This window comes from Mycobacterium arosiense ATCC BAA-1401 = DSM 45069 (genome assembly GCF_002086125.1).
Lineage (GTDB): Bacteria > Actinomycetota > Actinomycetes > Mycobacteriales > Mycobacteriaceae > Mycobacterium > Mycobacterium arosiense.
This window is the reverse complement of sequence record NZ_MVHG01000022.1, coordinates 1-21048: the sequence shown is the minus strand read 5'-3', so window position 1 is coordinate 21048 and position 21048 is coordinate 1. Positions and strand designations below refer to the sequence as shown.

Genomic DNA, 21048 nt, shown 5'->3' with positions numbered 1-21048 from the left:
ATGCACCGTCGCGACGGAGCGACGAGACCGGTCATGACTTGGGGGGCGCCTCGTCGTCGCCGGCCGCCGTGGCGAACCGCTCGTGCGGGGCCAGTTCGCGGCGCAGTTCCGCGCGCAGCAGCTGTCCGAGTTGTTGCCCGTACCTTTCGACCGAATCGGCGGACAGCATCTCGCTGTGCGTGCAGTCCACCGCGTATGTGAGGACGTCACCCGAGGCGTGGGGCTCCCAGGATCGGGCCAGCACGGAACTGCGATCGCTTTGGTCCCGCACGGCGGAGAACACGCAGATGTCACCGTCGAACAGCCGGGGCTCGTGTAGCCGGTAGAGCTCGATGTTGTCGTTGAGGTTGGCGGCCAGCAGGTCGACGAGCCATCGGTGCCGCGACATGTCGGGCACCCCCGATTCGCGCAGCAGTGCGGCCAGCTGCTCGTCGGTGGGTGGCCCGGTTTGCGCGTCGACGCTGATGTTGTAGGCCCGCAGGACGTCGTCGAGCACCTGCTGCTCGCCCAGGGCGTGCTCCGGCAGGGCGATCCCGTCGTCGATGCTGGGTTGCGCGTCGAGCAGGATCAGGCGCCCGACCGCGCGCCCGCGGCGCTGCAGCTCGATCGCGATCTCGTGGGCGACGATCCCGCCGAATGACCAGCCCAGGAGGTGGTAGGGCCCGTCGGGATGGACGTCTTGAATCCGGTCGGCGTACACCTCGGCCAATTCGCGAACGGACCGCGGCACGGATCCGTCGGCCGGTGGGATTTGCTGGATGCCGAAGATCGGGCGGTCCAGGTACGTGCCGAGCACCTGGTACGGCCAGCTCACCCCGCCGGCCGGGTGGATGCAGAACAACGGCACCCCGGAACCCTCGCGAAGGGTCTGCACCGGGACGACGTCGTCGCCGTCGGTCGCCGCGGTCTGCAGCCGCTGGCTCAAAGCCCTGACGGTGGGCGCGTCGAACAAGGCGCGTACCGCCAGTTCGACGCCCAGGCTGGCATTGATCGCGGCCACCACGCGCATCGCCGAGATGCTGTCGCCGCCCAGGTCGAAGAAGGAGTCGTCGACGCCCACCCGCTCCACGCCGAGCACCTGGGCGTAGCTGTCGGCGACGGCCTGTTCGGTGGCGGTGGACGGGGCCCGGTATCCGCTGCCGGAGTACTGCGCCGCCGGCAGAGCGCGGACGTCGAGTTTGCCGTTGGGGGTCAACGGGAGCGCGTCGAGGGCCACCACCGCGGCCGGCACCATGTAGACCGGCAACCGCTCGGCCAGCGCGGCGCGCGCCTCGTTCGGGTCGGCCGTTCCGGTGATGTAGCCCGCCAGCCGCTTGACGCCCGGCTGGTCCTCGCGGGCGATCACCACGGCCCGCTCGACATCGTCCAGGGCGGCCAGCGCGGCCTGGACCTCGCCGAGCTCGATGCGGTAGCCGCGGATCTTGACCTGCTCGTCGGCGCGGCCCAGGTAGCGCAGCTGGCCGTCGGGGCCCCAGCAGACGAGGTCCCCGGTGCGGTACATGCGCGCCCCGGGTGTCCCGAACGGGCAGGCCACGAACCGCGACGCCGTCAGCCCGGACCGGCCCACATACCCGGCGGCCACCCCGTCGCCGGCCGCATACAGCTCGCCGACGACCCCCTCGGGCACCGGTCGCAACCACGGGTCGAGCACGAACAGGGCCGCGCCGTCCACCGGCAGACCGATCGGCGGTGTCCCGGATCCCCGCGTGAGCGGGGCGCTGATCGCCACACACATCGTGGTCTCGGTCGGGCCGTACGCGTTGACCATCACCCGACCTGGCGCCCACCGATCCACCACCTCGGCCGGGCAGGCCTCACCCACCACCGCCAGCGCCACCGACTCCAGCCCCTGCGGCGACAGCATCGCCGCCGCCGACGGGGTCTGAGTCAGCACGGTGACCTCCGCGTCGACGAGCAGGGCGTGGAAGTCCTTCGGCGAGCGGACCACCGACTCGGGCACAACGACCAGTCGGCCGCCGCGCAGCAGCGCGCCGAAGATCTCCCAGACCGACACGTCGAAGGCGTACGAGTGGCTCTGCGTCCACACGCCCACCCGCGGCAGGCCCGCATCGAGGGATACCAGCAGCTGGGTCACGTTGCGGTGGGTGATCGCCACGCCCTTGGGGACACCGGTGGTGCCCGACGTGTAGATGACGTAGGCGATGCCGTCGGCCGCGACTGGCGGTAGCGGCGTGGCCGACTGGTCCTCGATCCGGGGGTCCTCGATATCGATGACCGTCAGGTGGCTGCCATTCAGCCGCGACCGCAGGCCCGCAGTGGTGACGGCGGCGACCGGCGCTGCGTCCTCGAGCATGAAGCGGATCCGGGTGCCCGGCGCCGCCGGGTCGATCGGCAGATACGCCGCTCCCGTCTTGAGCACCGCCAGGATGGCCACGATCGCCTGCGCCGACCGCGAGAACAGCAGCGCGACAGACTTTCGGGGTCCCGCGCCCTGCTCGGCGAGCATGCGCGCCAGCCGGTTGGCGGCCTCGTCGAGTTCGCGATAGGTCATCGACGTGTCACCCCAGCTGATCGCCGCGGCGTCGGGCCGATCCGCGACCTGCGCGTCGAACAGCGCGGGAATCGACGGCAGCGCGAACCGCGGCCGGGCCAGTGCCGACCGGTTGCCGATCTCGTCCAGGCGGGTGCGCTCCGGCGCGCCGAGCAGGTCCACCGACGAGAGCGGCCGGTTCGGGTCGGCGGCCATCGCGAGCAGCACCCGCTCCAGCCGGTCGCGCAGCGCGTCGATGGTCTGCGTGTCGAGGACGCCGGTGTCGTACTCCACCCGCAGGCCGATTTCCTGGCCGGACATCGCGGCCTGCATCGTCAGCGGGTAGTGGTTGCGCTCGAACATGTTGACGTCGGCGATCGCCAGTTCGTGGTCGACGCTGAACGCCGAGGTGTCCAGCGGATAGTTCTCGTAGGCGAACAGGGTGTCGAAGAGCCGCTCGTGCCCGGTGATCCGGTGGATCTCGCTCAGCGCCAGGTGCTGGTGATCGAGCGTGTCGGCGTGGGCGCGCTGCATGTGGTCGAGCAGCTCGGCCGTGGTGGTCGCCGCCGTCATGCGGGCGCGCACCGGCACGGTGTTGATCATCAGACCCACCATCGATTCTGCGCCGACGACCTCCGCGGGCCGGCCCGACACCGTGGTGCCGAAGGCGACATCGTGCTGTCCGGTCAGCCAGGCCAGCAGCTGCGCCCACCCGGCCTGCAGCACGGTGCTGACGGTGGTGTGGCCGGCGCGGGCCAGTTCGCCCAGGGCCCGGGTGGTGCCCTCGGACAGCGCGAACGACCGCAGGCCGCGGCCACCGGATTCCCGCTGCTGCGGCGGCCCGACCAGCGTCGGGGTGTCGAAGCCGTCCAGCACCTCGCGCCACGCCGCCCGGGCGGCGCCGAGGTCGCGCTCGGCCAGCCAGGAGACGAACCGGCGGTACGGCGCCGGCGCCGGCAGCCGCTGGCCGGTATAGCAGGCGAATGTTTCGTTCAGCAGGATCGGCACCGACCAGCCGTCGAGCACGATGTGGTGGATGGTGAGCACCAGCCGGTGCCGGTCGTCGCCCGTGCCGATCAGCGCGGCGCGGACCGCCGGTTGATCGGCAAGGTCGTAGACCGCGGCGCGCTCGGCCGCGCACAGCCGGCGGATCTGCTCTTCGGGCTCGCTGCCGTTGGGCCTGATCTCGAGGTAGCGCCAGGCCAGCGCCGGATTGGCCGGGATGATCTGCACCGGCTCGTCGAACTGGTCGCAGAAGCGGGCCACCAGGTGCGGATGGCGGCTGACCACGGTGTGCATGGCATCGCGCAGCCGGTCCGCGTCGAGCGGGCCGGTCAGGGCGAGGTCCAGCTGCACCACGTACAGGTGGTCTTCGTCGTCCCGCCTGGAGCCCGCGTGGAAGAGCAGCCCCTCCTGCAGGGGGGTGAGCGGCAGCACGTCGGCGATCCGCTGGCGCCGCTCGAGCTGCTCGATCTGCTGCTGGTCCAGTCGCGCGGGCAGGATGTCCGACGGGGTCAGGCCGCCGCCGCCGTGGCGCACGTGCGCGCAGATGCCGGCCAGGGCCTCGAACCACAATTGGCTCAGGCGGGTGACCTGATCGCGGTCCAGCGCCGAGCGCGCCCAGGTCCAGTTGGCGTGCAGCTGCGGGCCGTCCGCGGTGTCCATGGTGCCGGCGTTCAGGCCGACGGTGTGCATCAGCGGCATCGGCACCGCGGTGCTGACGGCGGTGGCCGACGACCCGTCCGGGCTGATTCGCCATAGCTCGTCGGAAAGCTCGGCCGCCGCGCCGCCCAGCCGGCCCAGGTAGTTGAACCCGATCGTCGGATCGGCGCCGTCCAGGTCCACCTCACTGTTCAGGTAGCGCAGCAACCCGTAGGTGAGCGGATCCGGCAGCGCGCGCAGTTGCTCCTTGGCGTCCTTGACCAGCGCGCCCAAGATCGGCGCGCCGGAGGTGACCTGCGACCAGGACAGCCCGCCGACCCGCCCCGCGACGCCCAAAGCCACCGGGTACTTGGTGGTGAACCACCCCACGGTGCGCGACAAATCCACACCGGCGGCCAGTTCCTCGTGGCGGCCGTGGCCTTCGACGTCGATGCCGATGGCGGCGCCGTCGGCAAGATCGCCACCCAGGAACTCGGCCCAGGCCAGGGCGAACCCGATCAGCAGGATGTCGTTGACGCCGGCGTGGAATGCCGCCGGCGCCTCGCCGAGCAGCGTGCGGGTGGTCGTCGCGTCCAGCGTCACCGACATGGTCTCGGCGTTCTGGTAGGTGTCGACCCCGGGCCGCACCGCCGGCAGGGCGGACGGGGTCGAGGCTATTTGCCGCCAGGCCTCTGCGTGCTGGACAACGCCCGGTGACTGCGCGTGCTCGGCCAGCAGCGTGGCCCATCGGGCGAACGAGGTGCCGCCGGCGGGCAGCGCGACGGGCTGGCCGTGGTGATGCTGGCCCCAGGCGATGTTGAGGTCCTCCAGCAGCACCCGCCAGGAGACGCCGTCGACGGCCAGGTGGTGGATGATCAGCACCAGCTGACGCGTGGAGGTCACCCACAGCGCGCTGAGCATCACCCCGGCGGCCGGGTTCAACCGCGACCGCGCATCGATGATCGCCGCGTCCGACAGCTCGTCGACGGCGTGCACCCGCTGGGCGGCATCGACCGACCCCGGCTCGGGCACCTGCAGCGACCATTCGCCGGCTCCCTGGTCCGCGCCGTCGACGCGCAGCCGCAGCATGGCGTGCCTGTCGAGCAGGGCCTGCAATACCGCCACCACGTCGGCCTCGGTGACACCGGCGGGCGCCTGTAGGACCATCGTCTGGTTGAACTGATCGACCGGACCGTGCACGCTGCGCAGCCAGCGGATGATCGGTGTGGCGGCGACCTCGCCGACGCCCTCGTCGAGGACGCCGTGCTCGGCGTCGGCGACACCGGCCACCCGGGCCAGCCGCGCGACGGTCTGCTCGGTGAAGATATCGCGGGTGCGCAGCGCCAGGCCGGCGGCCCGGGCGCGGGTCACCACCTGCATCGAGGAGATGCTGTCCCCACCGAGGTCGAAGAAGGAATCGTCGACGCCGACCCGGTCGACGCCCAGGACCTGGGCGTAGATACCGGCCAAGGCCTCCTCGACCGGCGTGCCCGGGGCGCGATAGGTCTCGACGTCGCGGTATTCGGGTGAGGGCAGGGCCCGGACGTCGAGCTTGCCGTTCGGCGTCAGCGGCAGCGCCTCGAGCGCCACGACGGCCGCCGGGACCATGTACGCCGGCAGGCGATCGGCCGCCCGCGCGCGCACCTCGATCGGGTCCGCTCCCCCGGTGACGTAACCGACCAGGCGCTTGTCTCCCGGCCGGTCCTCGCGCGCGATCACCGCGGCCTGCTCCACGCCGTCCAGTGCGGCCAGCGCCGAGCGCACCTCGCCGAGTTCGATGCGGTAACCGCGGATCTTGACCTGCTCGTCGGCGCGACCCAGGTATTGCAGCTGGCCGTCGGCGCCCCAGCGGACCAGGTCGCCGGTGCGGTACATGCGCGATCCGGGCGCCCCGAACGGGCAGGCCACGAAGCGCGACGCGGTCAGCTCGGCGCGGCGCCAGTAGCCGACGGCGACGCCGCCACCGGCGACGTACAGCTCGCCGATGACGCCGGGCAGCACCGGCCGCAGGGATTCGTCGAGCACGGACAGCCCGGCCGCCGGCACCGGGGAACCGATGGGCACGACAGGCGATCCGGCTTGGAGCGGGGCGCTGACCGCGGCATACACCGTCGCCTCGGTGGGGCCGTAGGCGTTGATCATCGCGCGTCCCGGCGCCCACCGGTCGACCAGCTCGGTCGGGCAGGCCTCGCCGGCCACCACCAGCGCCGCGGAGTCCAGCCCCTCGGGCGACAGCATGTCCGCCGCCGAGGGGGTCTGGCTGATCACGCTGACCTGTTCGGCGACCAGCAACGCGTGGAAGTCGTCCGGCGACCGAACCACCGAGTCGGGGATCACCACCAGGCGGCCGCCCTGCAGCAGCGCGCCGAAGATCTCCCACACCGAGACGTCGAAGGCCAGCGAGTGCCATTGCGACCAGACGCCCTCGCGCGGCAGGCCGGAATCACCGGACGCCAAGAGCCCGGCGACGTTGCCGTGCGTGACCGCAACGCCTTTCGGGACACCCGTAGTCCCCGAGGTGTAGATCAGGTAGGCGATGTCGTCGGCGCTCGGCGTCGGCAAGGGGGTCGACGGCTGGGTGTGCACGGCCGGGTCCCCGATGTCACCGACGTCGATGACGGCGACGTGCTGGCCGTACAGCCGCTCGGCCAGCTCGGCGGTGGTGATCGCGACCATGGGTGCGGCGTCGGCGAGCATGAATCCGATTCGCTCCGCCGGCAGCCCCGGGTCGATCGGCAGGTAGGCCGCCCCGGTCTTGAGCACCGCCAGGATCGCCACGATCGCCTCGCCCGACCGGCCGAACAGCAGCGCCACCCGCTCACCGCGGCCGACGCCGAAGCCGGTGAGCCGGTGGGCCAGCCGGTTGGCGGCCTCGTCCAGCTCGCGATAGGTCCACGAGCGGCCGTCGCAGCGCAGCGCCAACGCGTCCGGGGTGCGCTCCGCCTGCGCGGCGAACAGCGCCGGGATCGAGGCGTCGGTGGTCGCGGGTGCGGTCAGCACCGCGCGGTTGCCCAGGGCGTCCAGGCGGGCGTGTTCGCGCCGGTCCAGCAGGTCCACCGTCGACAGCGCGCGGGTGGGATCGGCCGTCACCGCCTCTAGGACCCGCTGCAAGCGCGCGATCAGCGTCTCGATGGTGGCCGCGTCGAACACGTCGGTGCGGAACTCCACCCGCCCGCCGATCCCGGCGGGCGCGTTGTCCTCGCCCCAGCGTTCGGCCAGGGAGAACACCAGGTCCATGCGGGCGACCTGGGTGTCCAGCGGAATGGAGGTCACCTGCACGTCGCCCAGGGTCAGCGCGGCGCTGGGGTCGCTGTCCTGCCCGGCGAAGTTCTGCCAGGCCAGCATCACCTGCACCAGCGGGTGGTGCGTCAGGCTTCGGGTCGGGTTGACGCGCTCGACCAGCACCTCGAACGGCACGTCCTGGTGTTCGAAGGCCTCCAGGCTGCGGGTGCGGACCCGGGCCAGCAGCTCGGTGAAGCTCGGGTCGCCGGCCAGGTCGACCCGCAGCACCAGGGTGTTGACGAAGAACCCGACCAGGTCGTCGAGCGCGGGGTCGCGCCGGCCGGCGATCGGGAAGCCGACCGCCACGTCGGTGCTGGCGCTGATCTTCGACAGCAGCACGGCCAGCGCGGCCTGCACCACCATGAAGCTGGTCGAGTTGTACTCACGGGCCAGCCCGGCGACCTGCTGCTGCAGGTCGGCCGGCCAGTCGACCGCGACGGCCGCCCCGCGCTGATCGGCGATCTGCGGGTAGGGCCGGTCGGTGGGCAGCTGCAACCGCTCCGGGATGCCGGCTAACGCGTCCTGCCAGTAGGCCAGCTGCGCGGCGATGCGGCTGCCGCTGTCGGTCAGTTCGCCGAATTGGGCGCGCTGCCACAGCGTGTAGTCGACGTACTGCACCGCCAGCGGCTCCCAGTCGGGGGCCCGCCCGGCGCAGCGGCTGGCGTACGCCACGCTCAGGTCACGCACCAGCGGCCGCAGCGACCAGCCGTCCGCGGCGATGTGGTGCACCACGGCCACCAGCACGTATTCGTCGTCGGCGACGCGGAACAGGGATGCGCGCAACGGGATCTGGCCGGCGAGGTCGAATGTTTCGCGGGCCGCGGCGTCGATCGCCTCGCGCAGCCGGCTCGCCGACCAGCTGTGGGCGTTCACGGTCCGCCAGCCCAGGTCGGCTTGCTCGACCGGGATCACGACCTGCTGGGGTGTTTCCCCGGTCACGGCGAATACCGTGCGCAGACTCTCGTGGCGGGCCACCACGTCGGCCAGCGCCGTCCGCAACGCCGGGACGTCGAGGCGTCCATGCATCCGCATCGCCGCCGCCATGTTGTAGACCGGGGACGGTCCCTGCAGCTGGTCGAGGAACCACAGCCGGCTCTGCGCGAAGGACAGCGGGACCACGGCGGGACGCTCGCCCGCCACCAGCGGGTCGAGCCGGCCGGTGTCCTCGCCGATGCGCGGCGCCAGCTGGGCGACGGTGGGCGATTCGAAGATGACGCGCACCGGGACGCCGACGTCCATGGCGCTGTTGACCGCCGCGATCACCCGCATCGCCGAGATGCTGTCGCCGCCCAGGTCGAAGAAGGAGTCGTCGACGCCGACGCGCTCGACTCCGAGGACGTGGGCGTAGATGCCGGCCAGGATCTCCTCGGTGGGTGTGGTTGGCGAGCGATATCCGGCCGCGGAGTATTCCGGTGCCGGCAGGGCGCGGATGTCGAGCTTGCCGTTGAGGGTCATCGGCAGCGCGTCGAGCACCACCACCGCCACCGGGACCATGTAGGCCGGCAGCCGCTCGGCCAGCTGCGCGCGGGCCTCGGCGGGATCCGCGGCGCCGGTGATGTAGCCGACGAGGCGCTTGTCACCGGGCCGGTCCTCGCGCGCGATGACGACCGCCTGATCGACGCCGTCCAGTGCGGCCAGCGCCGAGCGCACCTCGCCGAGTTCGATGCGGTAGCCGCGGATCTTGACCTGCTCGTCGGCGCGACCGAAGTACTGCAGCTGCCCGTCCGGGCCCCAGCGGACCAGGTCGCCGCTGCGGTACATGCGCGCACCGGGTTCACCGAAGGGGCAGGCCACGAACCGGGTCGCGGTCAGCCCGGCCCGGCGCACGTACCCGTATCCGACGCCGCGACCGGCGACATAGAGCTCGCCGACCACCCCGGCCGTCACCGGGCGCAGCCAGCCGTCCAGGACGAACAGCGCCGTGCCGGGCACCGACGAGCCGATCGGGGGCGCGCCCGATCCGGGCGTCAACGGCGCGCTCATCGACGAGAAGATCGTGGCCTCGGTCGGGCCGTACACGTTGACCATCGTTCGGCCCAGCGCCCAGCGGTCCACCAGCTCGGGCGGGCACGGCTCGGCGCCGATCACCAGGGCCGCGTCCTGAAGGCCCTGCGGCGACAGCATCCGCACGGCCGACGGGGTCTGGCTCAACACGGTTACCTTCTCTGCGACCAGCAAAGCGTGGAAATCCATGGGTGAGCGGGCCACCGAATCGGGGACCACCACCAGCCGCCCGCCGTGCAGCAGCGCGCCCCAGATCTCCCACACCGAATAGTCGAAGGCGTACGAGTGGAACTGGGTCCACACCTGCTCTGCGGACAGCTCGACGCCGACGGCCCGCGCCTCGAACATCCGGGTCACGTGGTGATGGCTGACGGCCACGCCCTTGGGCGCCCCGGTGGTGCCCGAGGTGTAGATGATGTGGGCGACGTGTTCGGGCGCCGGTGCCGGGAGGGCGGTGCGGGGCTGGCGGGCTACGGCGCGATCGTTGATGTCGATGACGGGCAGGTCGTGGCCACCCAGCTTGTCCGCCAGCGCGGCGACGGTGATCGCGGCCATCGGCGCGGTGTCGGTGAGCATGAAGTCGATGCGGGCCGCCGGCAGCGCGGGGTCGATCGGCAGGTAGGCGGCGCCGGTTTTGAGCACCGCCAGGATGGCCACGATCGCGTCGGCCGAGCGGCCGAACAGCAGGGCCACGGACGCGCCCGGCCCTACGCCGCGGTCAGTCAGCAAGTGCGCCAACCGGTTCGACTTCTCGTCGAGTTCTCGGTAGCTCATGGACCGGCCCTCGAAGGTCACCGCCGCGGCCCGGGGGCTGCGCGCGGCCTGCGCGGCGAACAGCGCCGGGATCGACGTCGGCGTGGCCGGCCGGGTGAGCACCGCACGGTCGGCCCAGCCGTCCAGCCGGTCGTGTTCGGCGGGGTCGAGCAGGTCGATCGACGACAGGCGCCGCGCCGGGTCGCTGGTCATCACGACCAGCACCCGCTGCAGCCGTTCGATCAGCGCCGCGATGCGTGCCGCGTCGAAGACGTCGGTGTCGTATTCGACCTGCAGGCGCAGCTCCCGTCCGGGCTGGGCCTGCATGGTCAGCGGGTAGTGGGTGGATTCCCGGGTGGTGATGTCGGTGACGGCCAGCTCGTGGTCGGCCGACAATGCGCTGGCGTCGATCGGATAGTTCTCGTAGGCGAACAGCGTGTCGAAAAGCTGGTCCTGGCCGGTGATGCGGTGGATCTCGTTGAGCGCCAGGTGCTGGTGGTCCAGCGTGTGGTTGTATGCGCCCTGCAATTGGTCGAGCAGCTCGGCGGTCGTAGTGGTGGCGGTGATGTTCGCCCGCACCGGCACCGTGTTGATGAGCAGGCCGACCATGTTTTCCGCGCCCGCGACCTCCGCGGGCCGGCCCGACACGGTGGTGCCGAACACGACATCGCTTTGGCCGGTCAGGGCGCACAATAGCCGCGCGAACGCGGCCTGCAGCACCGTGTTGACGGTGGTGTGGCAGGAGCGGGCCAGGTCGGTGACGGCCTGGCTGAGCTCGGCCGGCAGCGCGAACGACTCCACGCTTTGGCGCCCGAGCTCGGCCCGGTCCTGCGGGCCGACCAGGGTCGGGCTGTCGAAGCCGGCGAACACCTCGGCCCACGCGGCGCGGGCGGCGTCGACGTCGCGCGCGGCCAGCCAGTCGACGAACCCGCGGTAGGGCGCCGCCGCCGGGAGGCGCTGGCCGTAGTAGCCGGCGAAGATCTCGCCCAACAGGATCGGCATCGACCAGCCGTCGAGCACGATGTGGTGGTTGGTCAGCACCAGCCGGTAGCGCTCGAATGCGGTGCGCAGCAGCGCCACCCGGAAGGCGGGTTGGTCGGCGAGATCACCGCAGACCGCGGCGCGCTCGGCCGCGCACAGCCGCCGGATCTGGGCGTCGGCGTCGGAGTCGCCGTCCAACTCGACGTACTGCCAGGCCGCCACGGGGTCGGCCGGGATGATCTGGACGGGCTCGTCGTAGTCGTCGCAGAAACGGGCCACCAGGTTGGGATGCCGACCGATCATCGTCTGCACGGCGTCGCGCAGCCGGTCGGGGTCGAGCGGGCCGGCGATGCTGATGTCCAGCTGGCCCGCGTATAGGTCCTCGCTCGTCTGCGCGGTGTTGGCGTGGAAGAGCAGTCCCTGCTGGACCGGGGTCAGCGCCAACACGTCGGCGATATTGTGTTGGCGCGCAAGCTGATCGATCTGCGGCTGGCTGAGCCGGGCCGGCGCGATGTCGGACGGTGTCAGGCCGCCGCCACCGGAGCGCACGTGCGCGCAGATGCCGGCCAGGGCCTCGAACCACAACCGGCCCAGCCTGGTGATCTGCTCGTCGCCCAGCGCCGAGGGCGCCCAGGTCCAGTTGGCGTGCAGCTGCGGTCCGGCCGCGGAATCGACGGTGACCGCGTTCAACTCGACGGTGTGCATCAGCGGCATCGGTATGGCGGTCGCCGCCCGGGTGACCGTCCGGCCGTTCGGGTCGGGCCGCCACATGTCGTCGGTGAGCTCGGCTCTTCCGGTTGCTACGCCACCCTGGCGTCCCAGGTAGTTGAAGCCGATCGGCGGCTCGGGTGCGTCGAGGTCGACGTCGGGGTTCAGGTAGCGCAGCAGCCCGTAACTCAGCGGGTCGGGCAGGGCCCGCAGCTGCTCCTTGGCGTCCTTGAGCACCGCGCCCAGCGGGTCGGCGCCGGTGGCCACCTGCGCCCATGAAATGCCTTGCACCGCAAGGGATACCGGGTATTTGGTGGTGAACCAGCCCACCGTGTGCGACAGGTCGACGTCGCGGCCCAGTTCCTCGTGGCGCCCGTGGCCTTCGACGTCAATGCCGATCGGCGCGCCGCGCCCGCCCGAGAATTCGGCGCAGGCCAGCGCGAACGCGATCAGCAGAATGTCTTGCACGCCGGCGTGGAACGCCGCGGGCACGTCCCCGAGCAGCATGCCGGTGGTCTCGGCGTCCAGCTCCATCGAGAGGTGGCCGGCCGTGGCGAAGGTGTCGACGTCGGGGCGCACCGCGGGCAGCGCCGGCGGCGTGGCCGCCACCCGCTTCCAGGCGTCGGCCAGCTTCACCACGTCCGGGTGGTGCGCATGCTCGGCCAGCTGCGACGACCACCGGGCGAAGGAGGTGCCCACGGCCGGCAGCGCCACGGGCTGCCCGCCGTGGTGCTGGGCCCAGGCGATGTTCAGGTCCTGCAACAGGATTCGCCATGACACGCCGTCGACGGCCAGGTGATGAACGATCACCACCAGTTGACGGGTGGCGCTGGCCCACACCGCGCGCAGCATCACCCCGGCGGCCGGGTTCAGCCGCGACCGCGCCTCGACGACCGCCGCGTCGGACAGTTCGTCCACCGCGTGCAGGCACGCGCGGGCGTCCACCGAGCCGGGCTCGGGCACCGTCAGGGACCAGCCGGTGGCGGCGTCGTTGTCGACGCGCAGCCGCAGCATGGCGTGGCGATCCAGCAGGACCTGCAGCACCGTGACGACGTCGGGCTCGGTGACCGCGGCGGGGGCCTGCACCAGCATGGTCTGGTTGAACGCGGCGACGTCACCGCCGGCGTTCTGGACGTCCTGCAGCCAGCGGATGATCGGGGTGGCCTCGACCGGCCCGAGTCCCTCATCGGCCACTGCGGTTGCGGCGTCGAGGACTTCGGCCACCCGCGCCAGCCGGGCCACCGTCTGCTCGACGAAGATGTCGCGCGTCCTGCACACCAGGCCGGCCGCGCGCGCCCGCGTCACCACCTGCATCGACGAGATGCTGTCGCCGCCAAGGTCGAAGAACGAGTCGTCGACGCCGACGCGTTCGAGGCCGAGCACCTGCGCGTAGATTCCGGCCAGGATCTCTTCGATTGCGTTGTCGGGGGCGCGATACCGGTCGGCGTCGGAGTATTCCGGCGCCGGCAGGGCGCGGGTGTCGAGCTTGCCGTTGGGGGTGAGCGGCAGCGCCTGCATCACCACCACGGCCGTCGGGATCATGTAGCCCGGCAACCGCTCGGCCAGCGCAGCGCGCACGGCGGCCGGGTCGGCGGTGCCGGTGACATAGCCGACCAGCCGCTTGTCGCCGGGCCGATCCTCGCGCGCCACCACGACCGCCTGCTCGACGCCGTCCACCCAGGCCAGCGCCGCGCGCACCTCGCCGAGTTCGATGCGGTAGCCGCGGATCTTGACCTGCTCGTCGGCGCGACCCAAATAGTCCAGCTGGCCATCCGAGCGCCAGCGCACCAGGTCGCCGGTACGGTACATGCGCGATCCGGGCCCGCCGAACGGGCAGGCCACGAAGCGCGACGCGGTCAAGCCGGGCCGCTGCCAGTAGCCGCAAGCCACGCCCGCGCCGGCCAGGTACAGCTCGCCGATCACGCCCGGCGGTACGGGCCGCAGCCACTCGTCGAGCACGAACGACGCCGCGCCCGGCACCGGGGAACCGATCGGCACCACGCCGGGCGAGCCGGGCTCCAGCGGTGCGCTGACGGCCGCGTACACCGTGGCCTCGGTCGGGCCGTAGGCGTTGATCATCGCGCGTCCCGGCGCCCAGCGGTCGACCAGTTCGGACGGGCAGGCCTCGCCGGCCACCACCAACGTGACCGACTCCAATCCCTGCGGTGAAAGTGCGCCCGCCGCGGACGGGGTTTGGCTGAGCACGCTGACCCGTTCGGCCACCAGCAGTGCGTGCAGGTCTTCCGGCGAGCGCGCCACCGATTCGGGCACCACGACGAGCCGGCCGCCCTGCAGCAACGCGCCGAAGATCTCCCACACCGAGACGTCGAACGCGAGCGAATGCCATTGCGACCACACGCCCGAACGCGGCAGTCCCGAGTCCTCGGCGGCCAGCAGCTGGGTGACGTTGCGATGGGTGACGGCAACGCCTTTGGGGACACCGGTGGTTCCCGAGGTGTAGATCAGGTAAGCGAGGTGCTCCGGTGCCGGCGCCGGCAACGCGGTGGCGGGCCGGGTGTCGACGGCGGGATCGTTGACATCGATGACGTTGACGCCGTGGCCACCGAGCCGGTCGGCCAGGGCGGCGGTGGTCATCGCGGCGACCGGGGCCGCGTCGGTGAGCACGAACCCGATCCGCGCCTCGGGCAGCGCCGGGTCGATCGGCAGGTAGGCCGCGCCGGACTTGAGCACCGCCAGGATCGACACGATCGCCTCGGCCGAGCGCGAAAACAGCAGGGCCACAGTCTGTCCGGGACCGGCGCCATGGCCGGTCAGCAGGTGCGCCAACCGGTTCGACGCCTCGTCCAGTTCGCGGTAGGTCAGCGAGCGGCCGTCGCAGACCAGCGCCACGGCGTCCGGGGTGCGGGCCACCTGCGCGGCGAACAGCGCGGGGATGGAACCGGCTTCGGCCGCCGATCCGCTCAGCGCGGCGCGGTTGCCGAACGCGTCCAGCCGGGCGTGTTCGATGTTGTCGAGCAGATCAACCGACGACAACGCGCGCGCGGGATCGGCGGTCATCGCGAGCAGCACTCGCTGCAGCCGGTCGATCAGCGCCCGGATGCTGTCCTCGTCGAACACGTCGGTGCGGAATTCGACGGTTCCGCCGATGCCGGCGGGTTCACCGCCTTCGTTCCAGCGTTCGCCCAGCGAGAAGGTCAGGTCCATCCGGGCGGTTTGGGTGTCCACCGGAATCGGGGTGACCTCGACGTCGCCCAGGGCGAGCCCGGCGGCGGGGCCGGCGTCCTGCCCGGCGAAGTTCTGCCAGGCCAGCATCACCTGGACGAGGGGGTGATGGGTCAGGCTTCGGGTCGGGTTGAGCCGCTCAACCAGCACCTCGAACGGCACGTCCTGGTGCTCGTAGGCGGCCAGGCTGCGCTGGCGCACCTGGGACAGCACGTCGGCGAAGCTGGGGTCACCGGCCACATCGACCCGCAGCACCAGGGTGTTGACGAAGAACCCCACCAGCTCGTCGAGCGCCGGATCGCGCCGCCCGGCGATCGGAAAGCCCACCGCCACATCGGGATTCGCGCCGATCTTGGACAGCAGCACCGTCAGCGCGGTCTGCAGCACCATAAAGCTGGTGGCCTGGTGGCGGCGAGCCACCTCCCCGACACGCTGCTGCAGCTCCGTGGGCCAATCGATTTCGACGGTGGCACCGCGCTGGTCGGCCACCAGCGGGTAGGGCCGGTCGGTGGGCAGCTGCACCCGTTCGGGCATCCCGGCCAGCGCGTCTTCCCAGTAGGCCAGCTGCGCGGCGATGCGGCTGTTGCCGTCGTCGAGATCGCCGAACTGAGCGCGCTGCCACAGCGTGTAATCGACGTACTGCACCGGCAGCGGCGCCCAGTCGGGGGCGCGGCCGGCGGCCCGGCTCGTGTACGCCACCCCGAGGTCGCGCACCAGCGGGGCGATGGACATGCCGTCGGCGGCGATGTGGTGCACCACGGCGACCAGGACGTGCTGGTAGTCGCTGAGCCGGAAAAGCTCTGCGCACAACGGGATTTGGGAGGACAGATCGAACGTGTAGCGCGCGGTGGCGCCGATCGCCTCCTCCAGCTGGCTCGCCGACCAGGCCCCGGCGTCGACAACCTCCCAGCCGAAATCGGCCTGACCCGCCGGGATGACCACCTGCTGCGGCATTCCCTCGGGGTCGGCGAACAGGGTGCGCAGGCTCTCGTGGCGGGCCACCACGTCGCCCAGCGCCGCGCCGAGCGCATCGGCGTCAAGCGCGCCGTCGAGTCGCAGCGCGGCCGCCATGTTGTAAACCGGTGAGGGCCCCTGCAATTGATCGAGGAACCACAGCCGGTTCTGCGCAAACGACAACGGGACGACGGCGGGCCGCTCACCGGCCCGCAACGGCTCCAGCCCGCTGCCGCCCTCGCCGAGCCGGGGTGCCAGCGCAGCGATGGTGGGCGCCTCGAACACGACCCGCACGGCGAGGTCGGCGTCCAGGCTCGCGTTGATCGCGGCGATCAGGCGCATGGCGGAGATGCTGTCGCCGCCGAGATCGAAGAAGGAGTCGTCGATGCCGACGCGTTCGGCGCCCAGGATCTCGGCGTAGATGCCGGCCAAAATCTCCTCGGTGGGAGTCTCTGGGGCGCGGTACTCGCCCGCGGTGTATTCGGGCGCCGGCAGGGCGCGGGTGTCCAGTTTGCCGTTGCGGGTCAACGGAAGCGCCTCGAGCGCCATCACCGCGGCGGGGACCATGTAGGCGGGCAGCCGTTCGGCCAGCGCGCCGCGCACCGAAGCGGCGTCGGCGCTGCCGGTGATGTAGCCGACCAGGCGCTTATCACCCGGGCGGTCTTCGCGGGCGATCACCACGGCCTGCTCGACGCCGTCGAATCCGGCCAGCGCGGACTGGATTTCGCCGAGCTCGATGCGGTAGCCGCGAACCTTGACCTGCTCGTCGGCGCGGCCGAAGCACCGCAGTTGCCCGTCGGGACCCCAGCGCACCAGGTCGCCGGTGCGATACATGCGCGTCCCGGTTCCGCCGAACGGGCAGGCGACGAACCGCGACGCGGTCAGCCCGGGGCGGCCGACATATCCCACTGCCACGCCGGATCCGGCGACGTAGAGCTCGCCGACCACGCCGGGCGGCACCGGCCGCAGCGAATCGTCGAGCACGAACAGCGTCGCCCCGGGCACCGGGGACCCGATCGGTACCGGCCCCTCGGCCGCCGACCCGGGCGCCAGGGGCGCGCTGATGGTCACGCACATGGTGGTCTCGGTCGGGCCGTAGGCGTTGACCATCACCCGTCCGGGCGCCCATTGGTCCACCACCTCGCCCGGGCAGGCCTCCCCCGCCATGACCAGCGACACCGATTCGAGGCCCTCGGGCGAGAGCATCGCCACCGCCGACGGCGTCTGGGTCAACACGCTGACGTGCTGGGCGACCAGGACGTCGTGCAGGTCCTGCGGTGACCGTGCCACCGATTCGGGCACCACGACCAGCCGGCCGCCGCGCAGCAGCGCGCCGAAGATCTCCCACACCGAGACGTCGAACGCCAGCGAGTGGCATTGCGACCACACGCCCGCGGCCGGCAGGCCGGCATCCAGCGAGCCCAGCAGCTGGGTCACGTTGCGGTGGGTGATGGCAACGCCTTTGGGGACACCGGTGGTGCCCGACGTGTAGATCAGGTAGGCGACGCCGTCGGGCCCGGGCAGCGGAAGACTCGTTTCGGGCAGGGCGTCGATGCGCCGATCGTTGACGTCGATGACGGTCACGCCGTGTCCGTCGAACCGCCCGGCCAGGTCGGCGGTGGTGATCGCGGCGACCGGCTTGGCGTCGCCGAGCATGAACCCGATCCGGGTGTCGGGCGACGACGGATCGATGGGCAGGTAGGCCGCCCCGGTCTTGAGCACCGCGAGGATGGCGGCGATCGCCTCGGCCGACCGCGAAAACAGCAGCGCGACAGTCTGTCCCGGGCCGGCGCCCTGCGCCGCCAGGTGATGCGCCAACCGGTTCGACGCCTCGTCTAGCTCGCGGTACGTCACCGACAGGCCGTCGCACACCAGCGCCACGGCCGTCGGCGCCGCGGCGACCTGCGCGGCGAACAGTTCGGGCACCGACACCGGTGCGGCGCCCGGCCCGGTCAAAATTGCTGCGTTTCCCAGCTCTTCCAGGCGGGCGTGCTCGGCCTCGTCGAGCAGGTCCACCGACGACACCGGGTGCGTGGGATCGGCGGTCATCGCGGTCAGCACCCGCTGCAGCCGCGCGATCAGCGTCTCGATCGTGGCCGCGTCGAACACGTCGGTGCGGAATTCCACCCGCCCGCCGATCCCGGCCGCCTCACCGGCCGGGCTCCACCGCTCGGCCAGGGAGAACACTAAATCCATGCGGGCCGACTGGTCCTCCACCGGTATGGACGTGACCTCGAGGTCGCCCAGCGCCAGGCCGGCGGCGGGGTCGTCGTGCCCGGCGAAGTTCTGCCAGGCCAGCATCACCTGCACCAGCGGGTGATGCGTCAGGCTCCGGGCCGGATTCACCCGCTCCACCAGCACCTCGAACGGCACGTCTTGGTGCTCGAACGCCGCCAGGCTGCGCGCCTGCACGCGCTCCAGCAGTTCGGTGAAGCTCGGGTCACCGGCCAGGTCGATCCGCAGCACCAAGGTGTTGACGAAGAAGCCGACTAACTGGTCGAGGGCGGGATCGCGCCGTCCCGCGATCGGAAAGCCAACGGCCACATTGGAACTCGCGCCGATCTTGGACAGCAGCACGGCCAGGGCGGCCTGCACCACCATGAAACTGGTCGCGTTGTGCTCGCGGGCCAGCCGGCGGACCTGCTCCTGCAACTCCGCTGGCCAGTCGACGACCACGCTGTCGCCGCGCTGATCGGCCACCGGCGGGTAGGGCCGGTCGGTGGGCAGCTGCAGCCGCTCGGGCATTCCCGCCAGGGCTTCCTCCCAGTACGCCAGCTGGCTGCCGATGCGGCTGGAATTGTCGTCGAGGTCGCCGAACTGGGCACGCTGCCAGAGCGTGTAATCGACGTACTGCACCGGCAATTCGGCCCAGCCGGGGGCCCGACCGGCAGACCGGCTGGTGTAGGCCACACTCAGGTCGGCGCCCAGCGGCGTGAGCGACAACCCGTCCGCGGCGATGTGATGCACCACGATCACCAGGACATGCTCGTCCTCGGCGACCGCGAAAAGCTTTGCGCGGATTGGGATTTCGGAAGCCAGGTCGAACGCATGGCGCGTCGCCGATTTGATGGCGTCGTCCAGCTGGTCCGCCGAGTATGCAGTGGCGTCGATGACGTCCCAGCCGATGTCGGCGCGCTCGACGGGCACCACCAGCTGTTGGGGCGTTCCCTCGTGCGCCGGGAACAGGGTGCGCAGGCTTTCGTGGCGGCTCACCACGTCCGTCAGCGCCGCGCCCAGGGCCCCGGCGTCGAGCCGTCCGCGCAGCCGCAGCGCCGCCGCCATGTTGTACAGCGGTGAGGGGCCCTGGAATTGGTCGATGAACCACAACCGGTTCTGCGCGAACGACAATGGGACCACCGGGGGCCGGTCGCCGGCGATCAGCGGCTGCAGGCCGGCCGCGCTCCGGGCGATGCGCGGCGCCAGCCGCGCGACGGTGGGCGCCTCGAATAAGGCGCGCACCGGAAGGTGGATATCGAGGCTGGTGTTGATCGCGGTGATCACCCGCATCGCCGAGAGCGAATCGCCGCCTAGGTCGAAGAAGGAGTCGTCGACCCCGACCCGGGACAGCCCCAGGACTTGGGCGTAGATACCGGCCAGGATCTCTTCGACCGCGGTGCTCGGCGGGCGATAGTTATCGGCGTTGCGATAGTCCGGGGCGGGCAGCGCGCGGGTATCGAGTTTGCCGTTGACCGTCAACGGCAGCGATTCGAGCACCACCACCGCGGCCGGGACCATGTAGCCCGGCAACCGCTCGGCCAGCGCGGCGCGTGCCTTGCCCGGGTCCGCCGAGCCGGTGACATAACCGACCAGGCGCTTGTCACCGGGGCGGTCCTCACGGGCGACGACGACCGCCTGCTCCACCCCGTCGAGCGCGGCGAGCGCCGCCTGGATTTCGCCGAGCTCGATCCGGTACCCGCGAATCTTGACCTGCTCGTCGGCGCGGCCCAGATAGCGCAACTGCCCGTCGGGGCCCCAGCACACCAGGTCGCCGGTGCGGTACATGCGGGTGCCGGGTTCGCCGAACGGGCAAGCCATGAACCGCGCTGCGGTCAGCCCGGGGCGGCGCCAGTACCCGACGCCGACGCCTTCGCCGGCCAGATACAGCTCGCCCACCACGCCGGCGGGCACCGGGCGCAGCCACTCGTCGAGCACGAAGAAGGCGGCACGGGTGACCGGTGAGCCGATCGGCGGGAATCCCGACCCAGCCGCCAGCGGCGCACTCTTGCACGCCCACATGGTGGTTTCGGTGGGGCCGTACACGTTGACCATCACCCGGTCGGGCGCCCAGCGGTCGACCAGCTCCGGCGGGCAGGGCTCGGCGCCGATCACCAACGCCGTCCCGTCCAGGCCGTCGGTGGGCAACAGCCCCACCGCCGAGGGAGTCTGGGTCAACACCGTGACGCCCTCGCACACCAGCAGGGCGTGGAACTCCTCGGGCGAGCGGGCCACCGCGCCGGGCACCACCACCAGGCGCCCGCCATGCAGCAGCGCACCCCAGATCTCCCACACCGAGAAATCGAACGCATAGGAGTGGAACTGGGTCCACACCTGTTCGGCCGACAAGGCGAAACCGAGCCGCAGGTCATCGAACAGCTGCGCGACGTTATGTTGGCTGACCGCCACGCCTTTGGGCACCCCGGTGGTGCCCGAGGTGTAGATGACGTGCGCCAGATCGGTGGGCGCCGGCGCGGGCGGCGGGGTGCTCGGCTGGGCCGCCAGCGCCGGGTCGGCCACGTCGATGACCATCAGCTCAAAGCCATCGAACTTGTCAGCCAGCTCGGCGGTGGTGACCGCGGCCATCGGCGCGGCGTCGGTCAGCATGAACTGCACCCGCGCGGTCGGCAGCGCGGGGTCGATCGGCAGATACGCCGCCCCGGACTTGAGCACCGCCAGGATCGCCACGATCGCCTCAGCACACCGCGAAAACAGCAGCGCGACAAACTCACCCGGGCCCGCGCCGCGCTCAATCAGCAGGTGCGCTAACCGGTTGGCCGCCTCGTCGAGTTCCCGATACGTCCACGACCGGTCCTCAAACGTCAGCGCCACCGCAT

1 protein-coding gene is annotated in these 21048 nt (G+C 71.5%); it reads right to left on the bottom strand.

Features of this window, described 5'->3' with window-relative positions; translation table 11 throughout:
- Positions 1–31: 31 nt before the first annotated feature.
- The coding region (locus BST14_RS11690) for a non-ribosomal peptide synthase/polyketide synthase (protein WP_083064642.1) at positions 32–21048 on the bottom strand (21017 nt) is incomplete at its 5' end.